At 63.9% G+C, this 23,526-nt stretch carries 21 protein-coding genes and 1 tRNA gene; 13 read left to right on the forward strand and 9 right to left on the reverse strand.

Going from position 1 to position 23,526, the window contains the following annotated elements; genetic code table 11:
• Positions 1 to 48 precede the first annotated feature (48 nt).
• Positions 49 to 1,518, forward strand: coding sequence for a carotenoid oxygenase family protein (locus Q8Q53_RS14900; protein ID WP_305702574.1), 1,470 nt, complete (start codon positions 49 to 51; stop codon positions 1,516 to 1,518).
• Positions 1,515 to 1,976, forward strand: a complete 462-nt coding sequence (locus Q8Q53_RS14905; protein ID WP_305702575.1) for a DUF3237 domain-containing protein — start codon at positions 1,515 to 1,517, stop codon at positions 1,974 to 1,976. Before Q8Q53_RS14900 ends, Q8Q53_RS14905 begins: the two co-directional genes overlap by 4 nt.
• Here Q8Q53_RS14905 and mdlC read toward each other — a convergent pair whose 3' ends face one another.
• From mdlC to Q8Q53_RS14935, 6 genes are all read right to left on the reverse strand, one after another.
• Positions 1,977 to 3,524, reverse strand: coding sequence for a benzoylformate decarboxylase (gene mdlC, locus Q8Q53_RS14910; protein ID WP_305702576.1), 1,548 nt, complete (start codon positions 3,522 to 3,524; stop codon positions 1,977 to 1,979). It abuts the gene before it with no gap.
• Positions 3,524 to 5,119, reverse strand: coding sequence for an MFS transporter (locus tag Q8Q53_RS14915; protein ID WP_305702577.1), 1,596 nt, complete (start codon positions 5,117 to 5,119; stop codon positions 3,524 to 3,526). Before Q8Q53_RS14915 ends, mdlC begins: the two co-directional genes overlap by 1 nt.
• A gap of 138 nt (positions 5,120 to 5,257) precedes the next feature.
• Positions 5,258 to 6,313, reverse strand: coding sequence for an amidohydrolase family protein (locus Q8Q53_RS14920; protein WP_305702578.1), 1,056 nt, complete (start codon positions 6,311 to 6,313; stop codon positions 5,258 to 5,260).
• Positions 6,314 to 6,451: 138 nt separating this feature from the next.
• Positions 6,452 to 7,897, reverse strand: coding sequence for an NAD-dependent succinate-semialdehyde dehydrogenase (locus Q8Q53_RS14925; protein WP_305702579.1), 1,446 nt, complete (start codon positions 7,895 to 7,897; stop codon positions 6,452 to 6,454).
• A gap of 112 nt (positions 7,898 to 8,009) precedes the next feature.
• Positions 8,010 to 8,750 carry a nuclear transport factor 2 family protein gene (locus tag Q8Q53_RS14930; protein WP_305702580.1) on the reverse strand — a complete coding sequence of 247 codons (741 nt, stop codon included), beginning with the start codon at positions 8,748 to 8,750 and terminating at the stop codon, positions 8,010 to 8,012.
• A 57-nt stretch (positions 8,751 to 8,807) separates the two neighbouring features.
• Positions 8,808 to 10,214 carry an MFS transporter gene (locus Q8Q53_RS14935; RefSeq protein ID WP_305702581.1) on the reverse strand — a complete coding sequence of 469 codons (1,407 nt, stop codon included), beginning with the start codon at positions 10,212 to 10,214 and terminating at the stop codon, positions 8,808 to 8,810.
• Between the two features lie 127 nt (positions 10,215 to 10,341).
• Between Q8Q53_RS14935 and Q8Q53_RS14940 the strand changes: the two genes are divergently transcribed.
• The 5 genes from Q8Q53_RS14940 (at position 10,342) to Q8Q53_RS14960 (ending at position 14,404) form a co-directional block, all read left to right on the forward strand.
• Positions 10,342 to 11,259 (forward strand): SDR family NAD(P)-dependent oxidoreductase, encoded by a 918-nt coding sequence (locus tag Q8Q53_RS14940; protein ID WP_305702582.1) that lies wholly within the window; start codon positions 10,342 to 10,344, stop codon positions 11,257 to 11,259.
• A 161-nt stretch (positions 11,260 to 11,420) separates the two neighbouring features.
• Positions 11,421 to 12,338, forward strand: a complete 918-nt coding sequence (locus tag Q8Q53_RS14945; protein WP_305702583.1) for an SDR family NAD(P)-dependent oxidoreductase — start codon at positions 11,421 to 11,423, stop codon at positions 12,336 to 12,338.
• A 44-nt stretch (positions 12,339 to 12,382) separates the two neighbouring features.
• Positions 12,383 to 12,799, forward strand: a complete 417-nt coding sequence (locus Q8Q53_RS14950; protein ID WP_305702584.1) for a hypothetical protein — start codon at positions 12,383 to 12,385, stop codon at positions 12,797 to 12,799.
• A gap of 112 nt (positions 12,800 to 12,911) precedes the next feature.
• Entirely contained in the window at positions 12,912 to 13,652 is a 741-nt protein-coding gene (locus tag Q8Q53_RS14955) for a ParA family protein (protein ID WP_305702585.1), read from the forward strand.
• Between the two features lie 80 nt (positions 13,653 to 13,732).
• The gene (locus Q8Q53_RS14960; RefSeq protein WP_305702586.1) at positions 13,733 to 14,404 is read left to right on the forward strand and encodes a glutathione S-transferase family protein; all 672 of its coding nucleotides are present in this window, start codon (positions 13,733 to 13,735) and stop codon (positions 14,402 to 14,404) included.
• Between the two features lie 9 nt (positions 14,405 to 14,413).
• Here Q8Q53_RS14960 and Q8Q53_RS14965 read toward each other — a convergent pair whose 3' ends face one another.
• A complete protein-coding gene (locus tag Q8Q53_RS14965; protein ID WP_305702587.1) occupies positions 14,414 to 15,367 on the reverse strand; it encodes a complex I NDUFA9 subunit family protein in 954 nt (317 codons plus the stop codon).
• 190 nt (positions 15,368 to 15,557) lie between these two features.
• Between Q8Q53_RS14965 and Q8Q53_RS14970 the strand changes: the two genes are divergently transcribed.
• Positions 15,558 to 15,644, forward strand: a tRNA-Leu gene (locus tag Q8Q53_RS14970).
• A 150-nt stretch (positions 15,645 to 15,794) separates the two neighbouring features.
• Here the strand turns inward: Q8Q53_RS14970 and Q8Q53_RS14975 are convergent.
• Together Q8Q53_RS14975 and traA are read right to left on the reverse strand one after the other, a co-directional pair.
• A complete protein-coding gene (locus Q8Q53_RS14975) occupies positions 15,795 to 16,562 on the reverse strand; it encodes a DUF6118 family protein (protein WP_305702588.1) in 768 nt (255 codons plus the stop codon).
• A gap of 10 nt (positions 16,563 to 16,572) precedes the next feature.
• The gene (gene traA, locus Q8Q53_RS14980) at positions 16,573 to 19,458 is read right to left on the reverse strand and encodes a Ti-type conjugative transfer relaxase TraA (protein WP_305702589.1); all 2,886 of its coding nucleotides are present in this window, start codon (positions 19,456 to 19,458) and stop codon (positions 16,573 to 16,575) included.
• A 172-nt stretch (positions 19,459 to 19,630) separates the two neighbouring features.
• Between traA and Q8Q53_RS14985 the strand changes: the two genes are divergently transcribed.
• From Q8Q53_RS14985 to Q8Q53_RS15005, 5 genes are all read left to right on the forward strand, one after another.
• Positions 19,631 to 19,936: a conjugal transfer protein TraD gene (locus tag Q8Q53_RS14985; RefSeq protein WP_305702590.1), complete on the forward strand. Its 306-nt coding sequence runs from the start codon at positions 19,631 to 19,633 to the stop codon at positions 19,934 to 19,936.
• 22 nt (positions 19,937 to 19,958) lie between these two features.
• On the forward strand, positions 19,959 to 20,225 hold the full coding sequence (locus Q8Q53_RS14990; protein ID WP_305702789.1) for a conjugal transfer protein TraD: 267 nt from the start codon (positions 19,959 to 19,961) through the stop codon (positions 20,223 to 20,225).
• A gap of 202 nt (positions 20,226 to 20,427) precedes the next feature.
• Positions 20,428 to 21,657, forward strand: coding sequence for a DNA (cytosine-5-)-methyltransferase (gene dcm, locus Q8Q53_RS14995; RefSeq protein WP_305702591.1), 1,230 nt, complete (start codon positions 20,428 to 20,430; stop codon positions 21,655 to 21,657).
• A 41-nt stretch (positions 21,658 to 21,698) separates the two neighbouring features.
• Positions 21,699 to 22,112 carry a very short patch repair endonuclease gene (locus Q8Q53_RS15000; protein ID WP_305702592.1) on the forward strand — a complete coding sequence of 138 codons (414 nt, stop codon included), beginning with the start codon at positions 21,699 to 21,701 and terminating at the stop codon, positions 22,110 to 22,112.
• Between the two features lies 1 nt (position 22,113).
• Positions 22,114 to 23,433: an MvaI/BcnI family restriction endonuclease gene (locus Q8Q53_RS15005; RefSeq protein ID WP_305702593.1), complete on the forward strand. Its 1,320-nt coding sequence runs from the start codon at positions 22,114 to 22,116 to the stop codon at positions 23,431 to 23,433.
• Positions 23,434 to 23,526 lie beyond the last annotated feature (93 nt).

Below are 23,526 nucleotides of genomic sequence, written 5' to 3' on the forward strand. Positions count from 1 at the left end.
TGCCTATTTGTTAGCATTGCATACAATCCTGTCAAAAGCGAGGATGCAATGGCTCATTTCCCGGATACCCCCAGCTTCACCGGCTTCAACACGCCTTCGCGGATTGAAGCAGACATCGCCGACCTGGTCCACACCGGGGAAATCCCCCGTGAACTGAACGGAGCCTTCTACCGGGTTCAGCCCGATCCGCAATTCCCCCCCCGGCTGGGCGATGACATCAGCTTCAATGGCGACGGGATGATCACGCGGTTCCATTTCCACGCTGGCCAGTGCGATTTCCGCCAGCGCTGGGCCAAGACCGACAAGTGGAAGCTGGAGCATGAGGCGGGCAAGGCGCTGTTCGGCGCCTATCGCAACCCGCTGACCGATGATGACAGCGTGAAGGGCCAGATCCGCTCCACCGCCAACACCAACGCCTTCATCTTCGGCGGGCGGCTGTGGGCGATGAAGGAGGACAGCCCGGCGCTGGTGATGGACCCGGCGACGATGGAAACGTTCGGGTTTGAAAAGTTCGGCGGCAAGATGACCGGCGAAACCTTTACCGCGCACCCCAAGATCGATCCGAAGACCGGCAACATGATCGCCATCGGTTATGCCGCCAGCGGGCTGTGCACCGACGACGTCACATACATGGAGATCGCCCCCAGCGGTGAACTGCTCCGCGAGGTGTGGTTCAAGGTGCCCTATTACTGCATGATGCACGATTTCGGGGTGACCGAGGATTACCTGATCGTCCACATCGTACCCTCGATCGGCAGCTGGGAACGGCTGGAGCAGGGCAAGCCGCACTTTGGCTTTGACACGACCATGCCGGTCTATCTGGGCGTGATCCCGCGCCGCGATGCCGTGACGGCGGATGACATCCGCTGGTTCAAGCGCGACAACTGCTTCGCCAGCCACGTGATGAACGCCTGGCAGGAGGGCACGAAGATCCACTTCGACATTCCGGAGGCGAAGAACAACATGTTCCCGTTCTTCCCGGACGTTCACGACGCGCCGTTCAACGGAATGGAAGCGATGAGCTATCTGACCCGCTGGACCGTCGATCTGGCGAGCAATTCGGACGATTTCGAAAGCGTCACCAAGCTGACCGAGACGGCGGGTGAATTCCCCCGGATCGATGACCGGTTCACCGGCCTGCCATACCGCTACGGCTGGATGCTGGAGATGGATTACAGGCGCCCGGTCGAACTGAAGGGCGGCAGCGCGGGCGGACTGCTGATGAACTGCCTGTGCCTGATCGATCACCAGACCGGCGCGGAACAGCACTGGTGGTGCGGCCCGGTCTCATCCTTGCAGGAACCCTGCTTCATCCCGCGCAGCGCCGACGCGCCGGAAGGCGATGGCTGGATCGTGCAGGTCTGCAACCGGCTGGAAGAACACCGCAGCGATCTGTTGCTGTTCGATGCGCTCGATATTGCCAAAGGCCCGATCGCGACGATCCAGGTGCCGATCCGCCTGCGGTTTGGCCTGCACGGCAATTTCGCCCCGGCGGATGCGATTGGCCTGGCGGCATGATCAAGCCGGGGCTTGAATTCGTCTATGAAGCGTCGGGTGATCTGGGCGCGCCGGTGCCCATCGGTGACACCACCGATGGCACGCGCCGGATCATCCCGATCTTTTCGGGCGGGCGGGTCGAAGGCCCGCTGATCAAGGGCCAGCTGATGGGCAACGCCGCCGACTGGCAGCTGACCCGGCCCGATGGCGTGACAGTGGCGGACGCGATCTATGCCCTGCAGACCGATGACGGCGTGATCATCCAGATCCGCAACAAGGGCCTGCGCCACGGCCCGCCCGAGGTGATGCAGCGGCTTGCCGCAGGGGAAGAGGTCGATCCGGCGGAATACTATTTCCGCACCGTGCCCGAATTCATCGCGCCCATCGGCAAGTATGACTGGATGAACCGCTCGATCTTCGTCTGCTCCGGCGCGCGGTATGCTACGGGCATCAAGCTGTGGGTCTGGCGGATAACCTGATTACTCCACCAGCAGTTCCACCAGCGTCGGCCCGGTTGCGGACAGACTCCATTCCAGCGCGGCGTCCAGATCGGCCACAGCCTCAACCCGCCGCGCGGCCACGCCCATGCCGCCTGCCAGCGACACGAAATCCAGCCCGCGAATGTCGGTGCCGGGCATCTGGTTCATGGCGAACACCTTGGCGAAGTGATCCAGCGCGGCATAGCGCCCGTTGTTGAGGATCAGGAAGCTGACGTTCGCGCCTTGCTCTGCCGCGCTCCACAGGCCCTGGATGGTGTACATCGCCGAGCCATCGCCCAGCAGCGCGATGACTTTGCGCCCTTCGCTGCCGCGCGCCACGCCGACGGCTGCGGGCAGGCCATAGCCCAGCCCGCCGCTGGCGCAGGTGAAGAACCCGGCCTCAGCCGTGATCGGCAAGTGATCGTGCATCGGTCCGCGCGCGGTGGGCGCTTCCTCGACCAACATGGCATCGGCGGGGCGCAACGCAGCGATCCGGCTGAGGACATAGGGCGTAGTCATCCCCGGCACCGGCGTGGGCGCGCGCGGGCAGGGAGGCAGGGCGGGGCGGGGATTGATCCAGCCGGTGATGCCGTTCAGCCCCGCGCCGACATCGCCCAGCACGCCAAACCCACCGGGCAGGAACGAGAGGTGCTGCGGGTCTTCGGTCAGCACGCCCAGCGCGGTGCCTTCGGGCCAAAACGGTCCGGTGCCCTCGGCATGATAGGTGAACACCGGCGCGCCCGCGACGAGCAGCGCGTCATAGGGCGCGAGCAGCCGGACGATCTGATCGCGGAACGCGGGCAGGAACCCGGCGAAGCGCGGGTGATCCTCCGGGAACACCTCACGCGCGGCGAACGGCGCAGCCCATACGTCGGCGCCCGCCGCTTCGGCCAGATCGATCGCAGCCTGCCATCCGCCGCAGCGGGCAACACCCGTGCCCAGCACCAGCGCGGGGCGGCTGGCGCTGTCCAGCATCATGCCCAGCCGCGCGATTCCGCCGGGATCGGGCAGGGTTTTCAGGCTGAGTGCGGGCAGTGCGGGCATTTCGCATTCCCGGTCCCAGTCATCGACCGGCACGGACACGAACACCGGCCCCATCGGCGGGGTCAGCGCGATGTGGAACGCGCGGACCAGCGCGGCGGGCACGTCCTCCCCCCGCAGCGGTTCCGCCGCCCATTTGACGTAGGGCCGGGGAAACTCGGTCGCGCGTTCGGCCCCCAGGAACGGGTCCATCAGCAGCATGGAGCGCGCCTGCTGGCCAGCCGTGACCACCAGCGGCGTGTTGTTGCGGAAACTGGTGTAAAGGTTGCCCAGCGCATTGCCGGTGCCCGCCGCGCTGTGCAGGTTGACCAGCGCGGGCCGCCCGCTGGCCTGGGCATAGCCATCGGCCATCGCCACCACGGCAGCCTCGTTCAGCCCCAGCACGTATTCGAACCCGTCGGGCATGGCGCGGAGCATCGGCAGCTCGGTCGAGCCGGGATTGCCGAACAGCGCATCGACGCCGAAATGGCGGAACACGGCAAAGGCGGCGTCGCGAACTGTGGGCATCAGGCGGCGCGCTCCATCAGCGCGTTCTCGTCGCGCTGTGCGCGGCGGGCGACCAGCAGCATCAGCACGATGATGGCAATCCCGACCACGTTGATCGTCAGCATCGAATTGCGCAGATTGCCGCTCGCGTCAGACAGCACGCCCACCACATAGGGGCCGATGCCCAGTCCCAGAATGGTCGAGACGAGCAGGTAAACGCTGGACGTGGTCCCGCGCATCCGGGGCAGGACTTGTTCGTACATGATCGCATAGAGCGGCGGCAGCCAGCCGGTCAGCACGATCGAATAGGCCACGAACCGCCAGTAGAACCCGGTCGCATCGGGGGCGTGATAGACCCAGAACGAGATCAGCGGTGACAGCCCCATGCAGAACAGCGCGACATAGGCCCGGCCCACGCCCGGAAAGCGCTTTTGCAGCCAGTCCGAGAACGGCCCCCAGAACAGCGGCCCGACAATCCCCATGCCCGCCGAGACAAGGCCGAATTGCAGCGCCGTATCCTTCAGCGACAGGCCATAGTATTTCATCAGGAAGCTGGGGTTGAAGCTCATCATCCCGTAATTCAGCACCGATTGCAGCGTGCCGACCGCCATGACCATCAGCAACGTGGGCGACCGGGTGATGACGCGGAACGCCTGTGCGTCGGTCACCGCCATGTTCTGCATCAGGTTGACGATCACGAACAGGCCGAACCCGATCACGCTCCATTGCAACACGTGCGGATTGAGGCTGACCGCGCCGAAATCCAGTGATGGGCGCGGCGACCAGGCGCTGGTCAGCGTGACCAGACCCCACATCGCCAGCACAATCGCCACCAGCATGATCAGGTTGAACCGCCAGTAGCCCGCCGATGCCCCGCGCCGCCCCAGCGCCAGCCAGTTGAACCCCGGCGTGACCGCTGCCAGCACATTCCAGCTCGCGCGGAACGGTGCGGGATCGGGCGGGGTCTGGATGCCGTCCATCACCCCGCGTTCCGGTTCGCGCAGCCGCCACATGAACAGCGCCAGCACGAACCCCGGCAAGGATGCGACGAGGAATGCGAACTGCCAGCCCTTGAGCCCGAACGGCGCGGTGCCGCTGGCAAAGGCGGCGTCCCAGTCCGCCGCCGCGACACCGCCCAGCACCAGCGATCCGCCCAAGCCCAGCGCGATGGCCGACGCCAGCACGGCCATCACGAACCCGCGCCGCTGCTTGGGCCAGTAGTCATAGATCAGCGAGGTTCCCGCCGGCTGCGCCGCTGCTTCGCCAATTCCCACGCCCAGCCGCGAAATCGCCAGCATGGCAAAGCCGTTCGCCATGCCGCCCAGCGCGGTCGCGGCGGACCAGAACGCGATGGACACGGCCAGCAGTCTTGACCGGACCCAACCATCTGCGAGCCGCCCCAGCGGGAGTGAGAACAGCGCATAGAACAAGGCGAACACGGTGCCGTAGAGCAGCCCCATCTCCGCATCGCCGATCTTCAGGTCCTGCTTGATCGCCGGGGCCAGGATCGCCAGGATCTGCCGGTCGAGCAGGCTGATCGCATTGGTCAGCGCAACCAGCACCAGCGCATATTTCGCGCCTTTGGGGATGATGGTGGGGATGTTGATTTCAGCCATGTTCAATTTCCCACCCTTGATCCAATCCGGCCCCCCGTTCGTGTCGAGCGAAGTCGAGACACGTCAGCGCCGCCATGTCTCGACTTCGCTCGACACGAACGGACAGGGTATGGTTGGTTTCAAAGTGGACGGAAAAGATCACAGGTTGAACCACCGCTCCGCATTGGTCTGAAAGAACTTCTGCTTCTGTGCATCCGCAATGGCCAGATTGTCCATCGCGCGCACTTCATCGGCGACGTATTCGTAGGGGTAGTCCATCGCATACATCACGCGGTCTTCGCCCATCACTTCGATCATCAGCTTGATCGCCGGTTCGAACGGCAGGCCCGAACAGGTGCCCAGGAAGTTGTGGCGCATGTAGTGGAACAGGTCATGCTTCAGCGGTTTCAGCCGTTCATAGCGCTGCGAGCGGATGCCCGCCTTGTGCATGTAATCGGTGCGATAGAGCCAGTATGGCAGCGCCTCGCAGCCGTGTCCGGCAATGACCTGCAAATCGGGATAGCGGTCGAACAGCCCGGTCGTGACCAGCCGCAGCAGGTGATAGCTTGTTTCCACCGCAAACCCGAACACCGCGCCGTCCAGCCCGGCGTCGATCATCCCGCCCATCATGTCATCGGGCAGCGTGGCGGGATGGATATAGAGCGGCTGGCCGGTATCGGCGAGCGCGCGGAAGATCGGATCGAACTGCGCTTCGTCGAGATAGTGCCCCTGGGTGTGGCTGTTGATCTGCACGCCCTTGAAGCCCAGCTCGCGCGCGCCGCGCCGGATTTCGGCGGCAGACCATTCCGGGTCCTGCGGGGCCACGGCGGTCATCCCGATGAACCGGTCAGGATAGGCGGCGCAGCGTTCGGCCAGGTAATCGTTGGCGCGGCCCGCGATGCCCCTGGCTTCGGCGGTGTCGAGCATCGGCTGCACGCCGGGGCTGGTCAGCGCCAGGATCGCCTTGTCGATGCCGGTTTCGTCCATGTGCTGGATGCGCTGCGGCCCCAGATCGAGCAGCCGGTCCATGATCTGCGTCGCGCGTTCCGACGGCGACTGGGCGTAGAACCCCCAGAGCGAGACCATGCCCTTGTCGGCGGTGCCATCGCGCACCATCCGCAGAAACACATCGACCTGCTCGCGCGTGGCGAAGGCTTCTTCGGTGGCGATGCGCAGATAGCCGCGGTCCCCGCCGGTCTTGAGTTCGTGGGTCATACTTCCTCCCCGGCACGGGGAGGGGGACCGCCAACGGCGGTGGAGGGGGCTGGCCCCATGCACCGCCACTGGCCGATGGCCCCCTCCACCATGCGTTGCATGGTCCCCCTCCCCGTACCGGGGAGGAAGCAGATTTGATCAGCCTTCATGGACGGCTTTCGTCACCATGCAGGCGAGCACGCCTTCGGGGCCGTCTTCGCTGCCGTGACCGGACCACTTTACCCCGCCAAACGGGGCGTCCGCGCCGCCGATCATCGTGGTGTTGATCCCGACCATCCCGGCTTCAAGCCCGCGCGACAGGCGCTGTTGGCGCTTGGCATCGGCGGTCCAGGCATAGGCGGCCAGACCATAGGGCAGGCGGTTCGCCTCGGCGATCATCGCGTCTTCATCGGCATAGGCGTTGAGGATGGCGACCGGGCCGAACGGTTCCTCGTTCATGATCGCGGCATCCAGCGGCACGTCCGACAGCACCGACGGGGCATAGAAATAGCCCTGATTGGAGCCTTGCAGAGATTTGGGCCGTTCCCCGCCGCAGAGCAGCTTCGCGCCGCGCTGCACGGCATCGCCGATCAGCTTGTCGATCGCTTCGGGTCGGCGCGGGTTGGCCATCGGTCCCATCTGGGTGCCGTCCTCCAGCCCGTCGCCAACCGTGATCGCCTGCGCGCGCTGCGCGAACCCGGCGCAGAAGCGTTCATATACGCTCTGCTGGACGATGAAGCGGGTCGGGCTGACGCAGACCTGCCCGGCGTTGCGATACTTGTGCGCGACCACGGTGTTCAGCACGTGTTCCAGATCGACATCGTCGAACACCAACACCGGGCCGTGTCCGCCCAGCTCCATCGTGGTGCGCTGCATGTTCTCGGTCGCCAGCCGCGCCAGATGCTTGCCCACCACCGTCGAGCCGGTGAACGACAGCTTGCGGATGATGGGCGAGCCGAGCAGGTGGCGGCTGACTTCATCCGGCACGCCGAACACCGCCTGCGCAACCTGCTTGGGCAGGCCCGCGTCGAGCAGGCATTGCAGCACCGCCAGCGCGGAAGCGGGGGCTTCCTCTGCCGATTTCAGGATCACCGAACACCCGGCGGCAATTGGCGCGCCCAGCTTGCGCCCCGGATTGCCGATCGGGAAGTTCCACGGCGCGAAGGCGGCGACCGGGCCAACCGGTTCGTGCGTGACGGTGGAGCGCATGCCGGTGGGGCGGACCAGCGTGCGGCCATAGAGCCGCTGCACTTCGCCCGCGTAGAAGTTGAACAGGCCGACGTTCATCAGCACTTCGATGCGGCTTTCGGCCAGCGGCTTGCCCTGTTCCAGCGTGGCGGTGCGGGCGATGTCCTCCTGCCGTTCCAGCATCAGCCGCGCCGCGCCTTGCAGCACGGCGGCGCGCTGTTGCGGGGTGGAATCGCGCCAGATGCGGAACCCCTCGGCCGCGACGGCCAGCGCGCGGTCGAGGTCGGCGGGGTCGGCCAGCGGCAGTTCGCCAATGGCCTCGCCCGTGGCCGGATTGACCACGGTATGGGTGCGGCGGCTGCCGCCGTCCACGCGCTCGCCGTCGATAATCATGTGGAGACTGGGATAGTCGGCCATCATTTCACTCCGTCACCCCGGACTTGATCCGGGGTCCCGCTGGTTCCCTCACTGTCCGCGCCAGAAAGCGGGACCCCGGGTCAAGCCCGGGGTGACGGTGAAGGGTTGGAACTTACGCCTTCGCCTTGGCCCGGTCGATGTCGCCCTGCCAGCGCTGGGCGACCATGTCTGCCCCGGTGATCGGGTGCTTCATGTGGAACGGCAGCAGCTTGTGGGTCGGCCACAGCCAGTGATCCTCGATCAGGGCGTCCGGGCCGCTGGGGTCTTCGGGGTAGAGCACCTTGGGGAAGGGCACATATTCCGCCGGGGTATGCGCCCAGCCGGTTTCGAAATCAGCGTGCCAGTGCGGGAAATAGTTCAGGCACTTGATCCGCCACTTGCCGTCCGCGCCCTTGACGTACGTGTTCTCATACAGGCCGCCTTCCCACCACTGGCGGGCCTTCAGGTGCGGTGCGTCGCCTTCATAATCCTTGTGGCGCCCGGCCTGCATGGTGGAGCGGCCGCGCAGGCGGGCGGTCTTGCCGTCAGCGTCGATGTCGATGATCGTCTGGATCTGTGGGTGGTCCAGCAGGAACCCGTCGATCGGGCCGTTGTTGCCATAGGTGAAGCGCTTCTGGAACCGTTCGACATAGAGCCGCCGCACGCCTTCCTTGCCCTTCCACACGCCGCCGAAGAAGCGCACTTCGCCATCGTCGGCGAACAGGTCGACCACCTCGTTATACATGCATTTGTCGATCAGGTAGCCATAGAGGTACTGGAGCTTCTTCACGTCCAGTTCGTCCTCGCGCACGGTCAGGCGGCGGTCCATTTCGGCGAGCTTCGCCTCAAGGGCGGCAATCCGGTCTTCCGACATTCGACTCTCCAATTTTTGTATGTATTGCTTACAGAATGCGTGGCGCGGGGCGACCTGTCAACGCCCCAGCGCTTCCAGCCGCTCCACTTCCTCGCGATAGGGGCGGATGGCCCGGAACATCAGCAGGCATGCCAGCGGCAGCAGCACGCCCGCAGTCATCACCAGCGCGTGTTGCAGCTTGGCCGGATCACCCACCACATATTGCGCCACCAGCCCGATCACGAAGCTGCCCATCGCGCCAAAGAAGGTGAACATGAACAGGTAGAACGCCGTCACCTGCCCGCGCATCGAATTGGGGGCGACCCGCTGGACCGCAGCGTTCTGCGGCACGGCCCCGGCCAGCCCGAACATCCCGGCAAAGCCAAATGCGATCATCGATCCCCAGCCGCTGGGGGACAGCAGCGCGGCCAGCGTCGCCACGGTGGTCCCCAGAAAGCAGATGAACGCTGCGCGGACGTTCGCGTCCTTGTGCCGCCGGGCGAGGAATTCGACCAGCAAGCCGCCCAGCAGCAGCCCCGCCAGCGATCCCACCAGCATCGTCAGCCCGATCGCCGCGCCGATCTCCGCCTCGTTCCAGCCGAACGTGCGGATCATGAACGGCACGCGCCAGAACGCCAGGCCGAAGCTTTCGGTCGCGGCCAGCGCCAATGCGCCGAACAGCGGGAAATAGACCTTGCGGTTGGCGTGGATGGCGCGGGCGGCATCGAACCCCATGAACGTCACGATCTGGCGGCCAAGACCCGCATCGGCGGGGGGTTGCTGGACATCGGCGACCGGGGCCTGCCGCTGCGGTTCCCGGATGGTCAGGAACAGCAGCGCGGCCAGCAAGGCCGGTGCGGCGATCCAGATCAGAATCCACTGCCAGCCCAGAATCCGCAATGGGCCGATCATGGTCGGCTCCCAGTTGGCGGTCATCATGATCAGCATCCCGCCGATCACCGGACCCAGCGTGGTCCCGCCGATGAACCCGAACTGCAACAACGCAAACGCACGGGTAATGATCCGGGGCGGAAAGGCATCGGCCAGCAGCGAATAGGAACTGGGCGCATGGGCCGATCCGCCCGCCGCCAGAAACACCCGGCTGCCGACGAACTGCCCGAAGGTCTGCGCGATGCCGCCCAGCGCAGTGACCAGCCCGACCACCGCGACCCCGCCCGCAAGCACGTATTTGCGCGGCCAGATATCGGCCAGACGGGCGAGCGGGATGCCCACGAACAAATAGCAGATGATGCTGGCCGGTCCCGCCAGAAAGCCCAGCTCTGCGTCGCTCAGGCCGAAGTCCGCCTTGATCCGTTCGGCCAGCATCCCGAACACCACCTGATCGAAGAACGTCACGAACGTGGCGAAGACGATCACCGTCAGCGCCCAGTAACGTGCGCCGGATGACGGCCATTCCTTCTCCGCCCCGGCAGCGGCGGGCGGCGGATCGTCGGCGGCAGGGGCCGCGGTGGGGCCGATGGCCATGCTTGCTTTGTCCTCTCCATGCGCGGACCTTCGCGGGCCCGTCGATTTGGCTTGGCAAATTGTAAGTAATGAATACAAAAAGGCGAGAAGAAAATTTGCCGGACGGAACGGCAACGAGGAGAGAGCCATGCAGAATCTGGAAGGCAAGACTGCCTTTGTCACCGGCGGCGCGTCCGGAATCGGACTGGGAATTGCCAAGGCGCTGCTCGGCGCGGGTATGCGGGTGGTGATCGCGGACATCCGCGACGATCATCTGGCTGCCGCGACTGACGAACTGGCGGGCGGTGAAAACGTGCTGGCGGTGAAGCTGGACGTGACCAACCGTGACCAGTTCGCCGCCGCCGCCGATGCGGCCGAGGCCGCGTTCGGCAAGATCCACCTGCTGGTCAACAACGCGGGCGTCGGACTGGTCGGGCCGACCGATCTGGCCACCTTCTCGGACTGGGACTGGGTCAACGGCGTGAACGTCGGCGGAGCGATTAACGGGGTGGTGACCATCCTGCCCCGCATTCTGGCGCACGGCGAGGGCGGGCACATCGTCTGCACCGCCTCGATGAGCGCGTTGGTGCCGGTCGGCGGGACCACGATCTATTCCGCCGGCAAGGCCTATGTCACCAGCATGATGGAATGCATGCGCCCAGAATTCGAAGGGCGCGGCGTGATCTGCTCCGCCTTCTGCCCCGGCGCGGTGCAATCGAACATTGCCGAATCCGGCAAGACCCGCCCGGCTGACCTGGCCGACACCGGCTATGCCGAAGCCGACAAGCGCCGCCAGTCCAGCGGCAGCCTGACCCACCTGTTCCAGACCAAGGAAGAAGTCGGCCAGCGCGTGTTGCAAGGCATCCTCAACGACGAGCTTTATATCCTTACCCACCACGAATTCCTGGACGGCGTGCGCGAACGCGGCGAGGCGACGACGCTGGCGGTGCAGGATCATCTGCCGGAAAACCCGGAATACAAGGCGACTTTCGCGATGCTGTTCCGGAACCCGGCGATCAGCGATGAAATCGCCCGCCAGAAAGCGCTGAAAGCGGCGCGGGGCTGAGCCCAGAGAAAGCCCCCTCCTCTTCAGAGGAGGGGGTTGGGGGTGGTGGCGCCAGCAGCACTGCGTCCGCCCGCCCGCACCACCCCGCTGCGACGAGGCGGCAAGCCGCCAAGTCTCACTGCCCCTCCTCTGAAGAGGAGGGGGGATCAGGAGGATACACGATGAAAGACTTCGCTGGCCGCACGGCCTTTGTCACCGGCGGCGCCAATGGCGTTGGGCTTGGAATTGCCCGCAACCTGCTGGAACGCGGCGCGAAAGTGGCGATTGCCGATATCCGGCAGGATGCCATTGACCGGGCGTTGGCCGCGCTCGACAACCGCGAGGTTATGGGCGTCCAGCTCGATGTCGCCAGCCGCGATGATTTCAAGGCGGCAGCCGATGCCGTGGAAGCCGCGTTCGGCCCCGTTTCCATCCTCGTCAACAACGCGGGCGTGAACCTGTTCCAGCCGATCGAGGAAAGCTCATACGACGATTGGGACTGGCTGCTGGGGGTGAACCTGCACGGGGTGATCAACGGCGTGCAGACTTTCGTGCCGCGCATGGTCGAACGGGTGAAGGCGGGCGAGCAGGTCGGCGGCCACGTGGTCAACACCGCGTCGATGGCGGCGTTTCTGGCGGGCGGGACGCCGGGGATCTACAACACCACCAAATACGCGGTGCGCGGCCTGTCGGAATCGCTGCGCTACAGCCTGCTGCAATACGGGATCGGCGTGTCGGTGCTCTGCCCCGGCCTGGTCAAAAGCTATATCTACGCCAGCGACGCGATCCGCCCCGATGCGCTGAAAGCCCAGATGAAGGCGGTGGACGCCACGGCGGTCGAGCGGCTGGCGGGCGTCCACGAATTCGGCATGGAACCCGACGTGATCGGCGCCCGCGTGATCGAGGCGATGGAAGCCAACCGGCTCTACATCTTCAGCCATCCCGACCATCAGGATGAACTGCGCGAAGTGTTCGACTACATCCTCGATCACTATCAGGACTATCCCAAGGACCCCGGTTTCGATCAGCGCGTGGCGTTTGAAAAGTTCCGCCGCGATGCCTTTGCCGCCGCCCGCGCAAAATCGCTGGCGGCGGGCTAGCCAGCGGTAGCTTGCGGTTCAGGTGCGGCGCGGTAGGAAGGGCCATGATCAAGCCCTTGCTCCCTGCCGCCCCGCTCCTGCTGCTGCTGGCCGTTCCCGCGAATTCTGCCGCCCCTGCTCCTGCTGTCGTCCCGCTGGCCGAGCTTTCGGCGGCGGTGCGCTGTTCGGCGCTGTTCGGGATCGTCGCGGGTGAACAGGCGCGCGGGGTTGCCGATGCGCAGCGGTTTCCCCCGCTGGCCGAGCGCGGGCGCGAATTCTTCGTCATCACCGGAGCGCGGCTGATGGATGCCGAAGGGCTGGACCGCGCCGCAATGCAGTCCCGGATGCAGGCCGAAGTGGCCCGGATCCAGGCCGAAAGCGCCGCTGCGCCGGATGCCCGGGGCTTTGTCGATGCCGCGATGCAGCCGTGCGTCGCGCTGCTGAATGCAACGATCCCTGCCCGCCTGCCGCCACCGCGTTAACATCCGACCCGCCCGCAGTCCCGGATCGGATCACCGCCTTCCATCCCGGTTGGCGAATCGCCCTGACTGCGGGTAGGCCCGGTCACTCAGGTGGGAACAGGGTCGAATCGCTGTGGCGATCATCGCGGTGTGCAGTGTCAAAGGGGGTGTCGGCAAGACGACACTGGCGGTTGATCTGGCGTGGCGATCGGCTGTCGCCGGCGGCCATAACACTTTGCTGTGGGATCTGGATTCGCAGGGCGGGGCCGGGTTCCTGCTGGGCCATGATGAACCGCGCGTCCCGCGCGCCGCCAGCATCTTCCAGCGCGATGGCAAACCCCGCCAGCTGATCGAGCCGACGGCCTATCCCGGCCTGTCGCTGCTGCCCGGTGACATCAGTCTGCGCAGCCTGCCGACCGTGCTGGCCCGGCTGGGACCAAAGCGGCTGGCCAACATGGCCGGTTACCTGCGCGGCGATTATGACCGGATCATTCTGGATTGTCCGGCTGGCTACAACGAAGTGTCGGAACAGGTCATTCTGGCGGCGGACCTGCTGATCGTGCCATTGCCGCCGTCGCCGCTGTCGGCTCGCTCGCTCGATATGATGCGGCGCGATCTGCTGCGGGTGCATCATCGCCACCCGCCGATCCTGCCGGTGCTGTCGATGTACAATTCCCGCCGGATGCTGCACCGCACGGTGAAGGACAGCGATGCGGCGGGCTGGCCGGTCGTGCCGTTTGCCAGCCTGATCGAGCAGACCGCAGTGCGCCGCGCGCCGCTTGGTGCGTTCGCCCCGAACGTGGATGCCGCCCGCGCGCTGGGCCGGTTGTGGCACGGGATCGAGGCAAAGCTGGCCGAACGACAGCAGGCCTGAAACGTTTTCACCTGAAATGATGCAGCGGCCATGGCCATGCGGGTGGACGCAGCCACCCCAGTTACGGCAAGGGTGGCCGGATGTGGCAGCTCTATCAGTTCCCCCTGTGCCCGTTCAGCCGCAAGGTTCGTCTGCTGCTGAGCGAAAAAGGCGTGCCTTACGAACTCTGGCGGGAAAACCCGTGGGAAGGGCGCGATGATTTCCTCGTGCTCAACCCCGCCGGGCGCACGCCGGTGCTGCACGATCCGGCCAAGGGGCTGACCCTGGTCGATAGCCGCGCAATCTGCGAATATTTCGAGGAAACCGTCGATCGCAGCCCGATGATCAACGGCACCGCCGCCAACCGCGCGGAAATCCGGCGGCTGGTCGCGCTGTTCGATGAAAACTTCTTCGGCGATGTGACCGCGCCGATGCTGCACGAACGGATGAAGAAGCGGCTGATCTATCGCCAGTCACCCGATTCGCGCGTGCTGCGCGAAGCGATGAAGCTGGCGCATGAGCATCTCTATTACATCGACCACCTGATCGATCACCGCCCCTGGCTGGCCGGCCCGACGATGAGCCTGGCCGATCTCGCCGCCGCTGCGCAGATTTCAGTGGCCGATTACCTCGGCGGGCTGGACTGGACCGGCCACGATCAGGCGCGTGACTGGTATGCCGTGTTCAAGAGCCGCCCCAGCTTTCGGCCGCTGCTGTCGGAACGGATGGAAGTGATCCAGCCGCCCAGCCACTACGCCGACGTCAACGCGTAACGCTCGCTGTCAGGCGCGGCTTTTGTCGCCGAAGCGGCCGTGCTTGCGATATCGCAGCAGCCAGCGATCCAGGAACAGCCCCAGCGGGCGCGCGGTCACGCCCAGCTCGGCGATGCCCGGATATTGCCCCGATGCCACGTTTCCGGCCTTCAGCAGCAGCCACTGCTGGCGGCTGAGCGGCGCGCCCGGCAACCAGCCGGTGAGCGTGGCGATTGCGGCGGACATCGCATCGGGCAGCTCCGCCAGCACCGGTGTGCGCCCGGCAGCGGCGGCGATGCGCTGGTTGAGTTCCAGCATCGTCACGGCTTCCGGCCCGCCGATCTCATAGGTCTTGCCGCCGTGGGCCGCCGGATTGGCCAGCGCATTGCCAACCGCTTCGGCCGCATCGTCGACGAACAGCGGCTGCAACTTTGCCCCCGGCGCGAACACCGGCAGCACGGGCAGGGCGGTCAGCGCGGCGAACATGTTCACAAACTTGTCGTCCGATCCAAACAGGACCGACGGGCGCAGCACGGTCGCCTGCGGAAATGCGGCCAGCACTGCGGCTTCACCCGCCGCCTTGCTCCGGCCATAGGCGGTCGCGCCTTCGGCATCGGCGCCAATCGCCGAAACATGCACGAACGCGCCCGCGCCCGCCGTTTTGGCGGCAGCGGCCAGCGCCCCGACGCCCGAACCCTGCACCGCATCCAGATCGCCCGCGAACGCGCCGACCAGGTTCACCACCGCATCGGCCCCGGCGACGACGCCGGCCAGCGATTCGGGGCGGGTGATATCGCAGCGCATCAGCCGCACGCTGCCCAGGTTGCCCAGCGGCTTGATCCGGAAGGCGCGTTCGGGATGGCGGCTCGCCACCCGCAGCCGCGCCCCGCGCGCCAGCAGCTCCTGCGCCAGATGCGCGCCAAAGAACCCGCTGCCGCCAACCACGGCAATCACCTTGCCTGCCAGATCCTGTGCCTTGCCCATCGCGAAAAGCCTTCGTGCTGCGAAACTTGCCCGGCCCCTTTGCACTTGCCAATCCAGCGGTGCAAGCACGGTAGGCAGCCGGAATCACAAAAACTTCGCAATCTGCAAATCGCAGCGTTGACAGCCCAGCCCCCCCCCGGTAGAGGCGCCCTCCTACCCCGCACCGTGGCGCTTTGGCGCGGTGCACCGTGCCCAGATGGCGGAATTGGTAGACGCACCAGCTTCAGGTGCTGGCGCTCGCAAGGGCGTGGAGGTTCGAGTCCTCTTCTGGGCACCAGTCAACCACTTTATCGTGTTGTTTTTACACGATAAAGTGGAGTTCCTGAAAATCTGATCCCACTTTAGTTCCCACATTTTGCATGGGCCGGATTGATCCTTTCGGGGTCAAGGCGGGACTATAATGCATGGTCTCTGATGGGCGAGTATATCACCGCTCAGCCTTGTTTTCTGCCGGAATCCTCACCGTGCAGCGGACGGACTGGCGGGAAGCTGAGGCGGACTTCCTGCAAGCCTCAATGGCTTCCCGGTTATCGCGCTGGATGTCGGCGGCGTGTAGTAGCGCGCTCCACGCCTGTGGATCACCTGCCTGCATCATCCGTGCGCCCGCGTCCCATAACGAGGATGCGCCAACCATCCGGGTCGCGATGTGCTCCGGCCAGTTCCAGCTATCCGGCATGGCGCGGGCGATGGTCCCGGGAAGGAATGACCAGAGGAATATCCCGGCGAGCACAGAGCCAGCTGTCACCTGAAAGAGCTGCTGACGCTGCTCGCCTGCTGTTTGAGCCTGAGCGGTAACAGCACGCATGTCCTGAGCCGCATGGTTCAGGTCAGTTCGCGCCTGCTTGATTCTGTCGTGGTCTGATCGCCGCGCCGATTCCGCCACGGCTTCGATGCGCGCGCCAAGGCTATCTGGCGTCAACTGCATAGCAGGGTGATCGGCGATGGTGGTGATGCCGCGCGAGATGGCCCCCAATCGCTTGGCCATGTCCGTCAGCGTCGTGCCATAATCCGGGATGACGATGTCGGCTCGCTCTGCGGCAAGGTGCTGCACGGCGCGGCGCATCAGGGCTAGCTCGCCTTCAAGGCGAGCGAACGCTTCGGCGGCGGGGTCGCTTGCGGCCTCCGGGGCGGGAGCATCGGGTTCCGGCTCAAGGTCCAATTCCAGTTCGACGTCATCGGCTTGCGCATTTTCCATTTCGTTTCTCCTAAAGGCCCATGCCGATTGACCGGCTCCGTTCCATCGACACGGAAGCGGCAAGGTCGCGGGCCAGATCGCGACCAAGTTCTGGTTTGATGCCAAGTTCGTGCGCCCGCCCGCGCACCAGAGATTCGACCTGCGCGTCGCGCTCCAGGCCCTTCGTCATGTCGACCATACGGCTGGAGACTTGGCGTGCTCCGTTCATGTCGCCGCGCTGCTGCATCGTTTCCCGAAGCCGCCCCAGCCGCTGCCAGTCATTTACGAACCGGTCGGCGCGCTGCGCCGGGTCGATGCGGATTTCGGCTTCAAGCTGCATGGCGCGCATTGCGCCCTGGGTGCGGCCATCGGCGGCCTCGCGCGCCAACTCCGGCTGGCGCTGCATGGCGCTGGCAAAATCGGCGGTGGCATGTGGCCGGATTGTGTCGAGAGCCTTCCCGGCCTTCTCCAGCGCGTCGCGCTGGTGTGGCAGGATTGGTAAATTCTGCTCGCGCATCTGGCCGATGTCGGCGGCGGCACGGGCGTAGCGTTCGACCGCTCGGCGCTGATCTGACAGCCCGGTCTGTTCGGTCGGCGAGACTTCGAGCTTCTGCGCTTGCGGACGGAAACTGGCGAAGATGGATTTCGCCCGCTCCGGCACGTGCCGTGCAATCTCGACGATGCGTTCGCGGAACGTGATCCCGCGCCGCTCAGCGAACTGGCGTTCGGGCTTGTAGTCGCTCGCCATGTCCTTGCCGCGCTCCCGGCTGAGCGTGCGGACGAGTTTTGACTGATCGGCGAAGTCATCGCGCCCATAGTGCAGGGCCACGCCGTCGCGGTGGCGTGAGAGGCCGACATAGGCCCCGTGGCTGTCCATCCCCGGCGTGGCGAGCACATGGGTGCGGTCCACCGTCATGCCCTGCGCCTTGTGGATCGTGGCGGCATAGCCATGATCAATGTGGGCATAGTTTTTGGTGTCAAAGGCGACGCTGCGGCCATCGTCGGTGCGCACGGCCATGCTTTGCGCGCTAATCCGCTCGACCGTGCCCAAGGTGCCGTTCTTGACGCCCAGCCCACGCTCATTGCGCAGGAACATGATGCGGTCGCCGCTGGCGAACTGGCGCTCGCCGCGATCTGCTTTGATCGACACGTCCATGCCCAGTTCGCCCGCATCACGCAGCCGCCCGCGCGCGGCGTCATTGAGCTCGCGCACTTCGTCGTTGGTATGGGTGAGGATGATGCGCGTATCGCCGGGGCTGGCCTGCCGGTCTCGATCCCAACGCTCGATCAGCTCGCCGCGTGCCGCTTTCCTCGTCTCGGCGGCATGCACCATATCGCGCTCGCCATAGGCCTGAATGGCAAGTCCGGTGCGCCCGGTGGCAAGGTGCCGCGTGGCGTCCTGCTGCCAGCCGTCATGCTGGCGGCGCACCTCGCTGATTTCGACGCCGCCGTGCCGTTCGTGGATCGCACGGAAGGCTGCTCCGGCTTCGATGGCTTGGAGCTGCTGCGGGTCCCCAGCCAGGACAACTTTCGCGCCCGCATCGGCGGCATGGGACAGCACGCGCTCCATCTGGCGCGTGCCGACCATGCCTGCTTCATCGATGACCAGCACGTCGCGCGACGTGAGCAATTCGCGGCCCTGGCCCCACTGATGCTCAAGGCTGGCGATGGTGCGCGACGCGATGCCGGAACCATGCTCCAGCCCCTCGGCTGCAATGCCGGACAGGGCGGCACCGCGAACGGTATAGCCAGCGCTTTCCCAGGCCTCGCGCGCCACGCCCAGCATCGCGCTTTTGCCGGTCCCGGCATAGCCGACGACAACGCTCAGGCCGCGCCCATCGGTCACATGCTCGAATGCTGCGCGCTGCTCGCCGGAGAGGATCAGGCCGCGTGTCTCGGCGCGCGCCAGCGCTCCTTCCCGGCCTTTCTGATCGACGCCATTCCGCTCGCGCTCCGCCATCAATTCCGATGCGCGCTGCAATCGCTGCTCGGTCTCAATCATTTGACGCGACGTGAACCGGTCTTCGCCGCGTCCGTCCTTGCCCAGCGCAATCAGGTCCGACGATCCGCGCACCGCGCTCATCGCCTGATCGAACTGCTCTTTTCCATCACTGTGCCGATGCACGAACATCGCCAGATCGCGGCCCGTGAAGGTGGCCTGGCTGTGCGTGATCGCGTCGAGCGCGACAGCGGGGTTGGCGATGATCCGCTCGCCATTTCGCTGCGCGACGGCGCGGTGTTCTTCGATCCGCTCTGCCTCAAGCCCGCGCACGCCCATGCGCGAAGCGGCGGGGCCGATCTTGTCCTGCGGCTCCAGCGCAATGCCCTGCGCCTCCAGGCTGCGGTGATCGATCCGCGCGTCGATATCGAGTTCGGCGAGGCGCTGATTGACGTGATCGGCCCACCGTTCGCGCCACTGCTCGACCAGCTCGGCCTTGTTCCAGTCGCGCACCTTCGCGCCGAACCCGTCTTTGCCAACCTCGCGCATGGTCAGCATGACATGAGCATGGGGCTTGGGCTGGCCGTCTGCGCCAATATCCCAGTGGACATTGAGGTCGGCGATCATGCCCTTTTCGACGAACTCGGCCTCGGCAAACTCCCGTGCCAGCTCGATGCCCTGTTCCTTGGTCAGTTCGCGCGGAATGGCGAATTCGACCTCGCGGGCAAGCTGCGCATCCTTGCGCTTTTCGGCGGCCTCGACGGCATTCCACAGTTTCTCGCGGTCGCCGAATTCCTCCGGCGCACCTTCCGGCAACATTATTTCGGAATGGACGACTCCGTCCTTGTTGGTGAAATCATGGTCGCGGTCGAGCCGGTCGTCGTGCAGTCGTTCGGCCCCGCGATAGGCCGCTGACGCCACAGCGCTGCGCCCGCTCGACCGGCTGATGACTTTAACGGAGAGGTGGAAGATCGCCATGACGGCATTCCATCTACGCCACCAAGCGCACGTCGGCACGACGTATAAGCGCGCCCTCCCATGATAAAATCCTGCTCGGGACTATCTCGTATCAAGCCGTCTCGACGACTCTACAGCATTGAACCCAATCCGATATTATCATCGGCGCATCACCTCTCGATGGAGACAGAAGATGCGCAAACCCCGTGACTTTGATTCGGAACTGAAGGCGCTCGCCGATAAGGCAAAGCAACTGAAGGAACGTCGCGTGCAGCAACTCGGCGAACTGGTGATTGCCACCGGGGCAGATGCTACCGACTCGGAAACGCTGGCCGGTGCGCTGCTCGTCATCGCCGATACCACTGACGCCGGAAAGAAGGAGGCGTGGCGCAAACGCGGCTCTGCATTCTTTCAAAGCAAGGCGCGCAAGCGTGGCGACGGAACTCAGGGCCAGCCGGACGGCACTCTCCCGCTTGACGGCGGCGCGGCATCGGCTTGAAGCAGCAATGGCCCGCACCGACATGCGCGAATGGCAAGTCCAGCGTCGTGAACGCACGCGGCAACTGATCGAGCTTGGCGGCCTGGTCGTAAAGGCCGGACTGGTCGAACTTACCGACGATGATCGCGCCACGCTCTATGGCGCGTTCCTCACCGTCGCGGCTAAACTGCGCAGCGAGGACCGCGAACAGGCGCTGGCGCTTTGGAAGCGCAAGGGGAAGCGGGCGTTTGAAATGGACACGGAAATCGATCGGAAGCGAATTTCGCTACCGCGCAAAATGGCAAAGTGAATGTTCTTCCTGGCGCCGTTCCGCCGGTGCTTGTGCCAGAGGTTTGTAAGATCGCCAAAACGCCAAGTCTCACTTAGCGTTTGCGTGGAAACGCAAACCGCCATAGGAACGTAACAAGTACATTTCTGCGCATTGCGGCCATTGAGCGCTTGCTATCTGGGTCATCTCGCGACACCATGTCAGAAATATTCCCAGAGGTGTCATGACAACCAACGAATTTTCAGCTCTCCGCGCTCAGGCTGGTGTCAGCATCGAGGACCTGTCGGCCCGGCTGGGATACAGCACCCGGCAGCTCTACCGCTGGGAGTCTGGTCAGGGATTACCGCGTGAAGCTGCGCTCACGTTCCTGCGCTCGGTCGTGGGGGATACATCTGGCGAAGCGGCGCATACCCGGTTCAATTTCATCGATCTGTTTGCAGGCATCGGCGGTTTGCGGAAAGGCTTCGACGCAATCGGGGGGCACTGCGTCTTCACCTCCGAATACAACAAGTTTTCGCAACAGACTTACATGGCCAATTTCCGCGACAATCATCCCATTTTCGGTGACATCACGGAACTGAAAGACGCGCACGAAGTGCCCGATCATGATGTGCTGCTGGCAGGATTTCCATGCCAGCCATTTTCCATCGCGGGCGTTTCTAAGAAAAATTCACTCGGTCGCAGCCATGGTTTTGCCTGTGAAGCACAAGGCACTCTGTTTTTCGATGTTGCGCGTATCCTTGATGCCAAACGCCCGGCGGCGTTCATGCTCGAAAACGTCAAGAATCTCACTAGTCATGATCGTGGACGCACGTTCGAGGTGATCTTGAAAACGCTTCGTGAAGAACTCGGCTATCACGTCTGGTATAAGGTGATCGACGCCGGGCATTTTGTGCCTCAGCATCGGGAGCGCATCGTCATCGTCGGTTTCCGAGATGAAGTGCCGTTCTCATGGGATCGCCTGCGGCTACCCGAAAAGGGGACGCGCCGTTTGCGTGATATTCTTCATCCGGCGGACGGATCGGAAATTCCGGAACACCCTTACACGCTAGGCGCAGATGCCATCGTGAATGAGAAATACACGCTGACGCCAAAACTGTGGGATTATCTGCAAAGCTATGCGGCCAAGCACAAAGCCAAGGGTAACGGGTTCGGATTCGGACTCGTGACGCCCGATGATGTCGCGCGGACGCTATCGGCACGATACTATAAAGACGGCTCTGAGATTTTGGTCAGCCGGGGCAAAGGCAAAAACCCAAGGCGCTTGACGCCGCGAGAATGTGCTCGGCTCATGGGATATCCGGACGATTTCCGTATCCCCGTGTCCGATACGCAGGCTTACAAGCAATTCGGCAATTCAGTGGCGGTTCCAGTCTTTCATGAGGTTGCGAGAATCATGCAGCCACACATTCAGGCGCTACTTGAAGGTTCGCAGCGCCGCAAAGCGGCCTGATTTTGGCCGACGTTCATGATGTTCCAACACGAAGCCGAAATATGGCTGCGATCAGGAGCGGCAATACCAAACCGGAACTGATCGTGCGCCAAGCCCTCCACGCCATGGGCTTGCGTTACCGCCTCCATGTCGCGAACCTGCCGGGCAAGCCTGATCTTGTGCTCGCTCGGCATCGTGCCGTCATTTTCGTGAATGGGTGTTTTTGGCATCATCATGACTGCCATCTGTTCAAGTGGCCCGCGACGCGGTCAGAGTTCTGGCACGCAAAGATTAGCCGGAATGTGGCCAATGACGCGCGGGCAATTTCAGATTTGCAGCAAGCCGGATGGCGCGTCGCGGTAATATGGGAATGCGCCTTGAAGGGCCGAACTAGGCTTGATGCTCGGCTGGCTATGCAAGAAGTCGCTGACTGGATAAAATCATCAAAAGCAACATTGTCGATCAGGGGCGAATGATTTGTCTGCATCGTTATCACAACTGCTGAAACTGATGCGTGATCACGGCGCGGACAGAATCTATGCCAAGAAACTGTCACCGAACGACAATTCAAAAAATCAGGTCTATTTGGGTGGCGGGTTTGGTGCTCTCAACATCATCCCGCACGGCGAGATTATCACCGATACGCGTTCGATGGCGGGGAGCAAACAGGACCGCCCCAAAGCCAGAGTGAATTTCTTTTGGCTCGACGCCGACGGACGACATCCGGCCCCGGATGCCCAGCTCATTCTGTATCCCGATTATCCCGAGGTGCGAATGTCGGGATTTTTGAAAGGCTGCAAGTCAGCGCCATCAAATCTTATGACGGTGCGTGACCCGGGCCGTGTCCTGTTTTTCGGCATCACGCAGCAAGGCGACGTGCTTGGCTTCGCTACCGGGCCGGAAGATCCCATAACCGCTGAACTTAACGCCACACTATGGGAAACGATTGGTGTTTTCCATGAGTTGCCAATGGACCTGGCGCAGAAAACGAGCACGAAAGACATTTTGCTCGCCGAACTTCGCCGCATTTATGGTCTTCACTGGATCGCCTCGCAGAAGTTGGCAAGGGACGGCCAGAAGCTGCCATATTCCGCGAGGAACGGCGGCGGCTACACGCTGGAAGCTGAACTGGGCATCACCCCCAACGGCTATTCCGAACCTGACTTCATGGGCTGGGAGGTCAAGCAATACGGCGTCGGCGATTTCAGGAAATTTCTGCCTAAAACTCCGGTCACGCTGATGACTCCCGAACCAACGGGGGGCATTTACAAAACGGAAGGCCCGGCTGAATTCCTGCGTCGTTACGGCTACCCCGACAAGAGCGGAAAGCCGGACAGGTATAACTTCGGCGGCGTCTATACCTGTGGCAAAGAGTACCACGCGGACACGGGGCTGCGGATTACCGTAGACGGCTATGATCCGGCCAGCGGAAAGATCACTGACCTGAACGGCGGCATTTCACTTTACAACCGGGAAAACGAAGTTGCGGCGGTCTGGTCATTCACGGGCATGATGCAACACTGGAACCGGAAACACGCACAGGCAGCATATGTGCCTTCGCTTTTCCGGACGCCTCCACCGGAATACGCTTACGGCCCGCGCGTTCTGCTATGCGAGCAAACTGACTTTCTCTTGTTTTTGAGAGCTTTCACTGCGGGCATCGTCTACTACGATCCCGGCATAAAGATCGAAAAGGCCTCAACGCCAAAGCCAGAAATCAAGCGGCGCAGCCAGTTTCGGGTTAAGCACAACCTGATTACCCAGATGTACCATCACAGCGAAATTGTTGAGCTTTAGCTTGGGGGCCGCTGACCGACAGGATCATGCACGGTTGTGGCATAATCGGATGCTGATTTGGGACGCTGCAAAATGAAGGCGGGGGCCGCAGCC

The organism is Novosphingobium sp., assembly GCF_030699305.1.
Taxonomy (GTDB): domain Bacteria; phylum Pseudomonadota; class Alphaproteobacteria; order Sphingomonadales; family Sphingomonadaceae; genus Novosphingobium.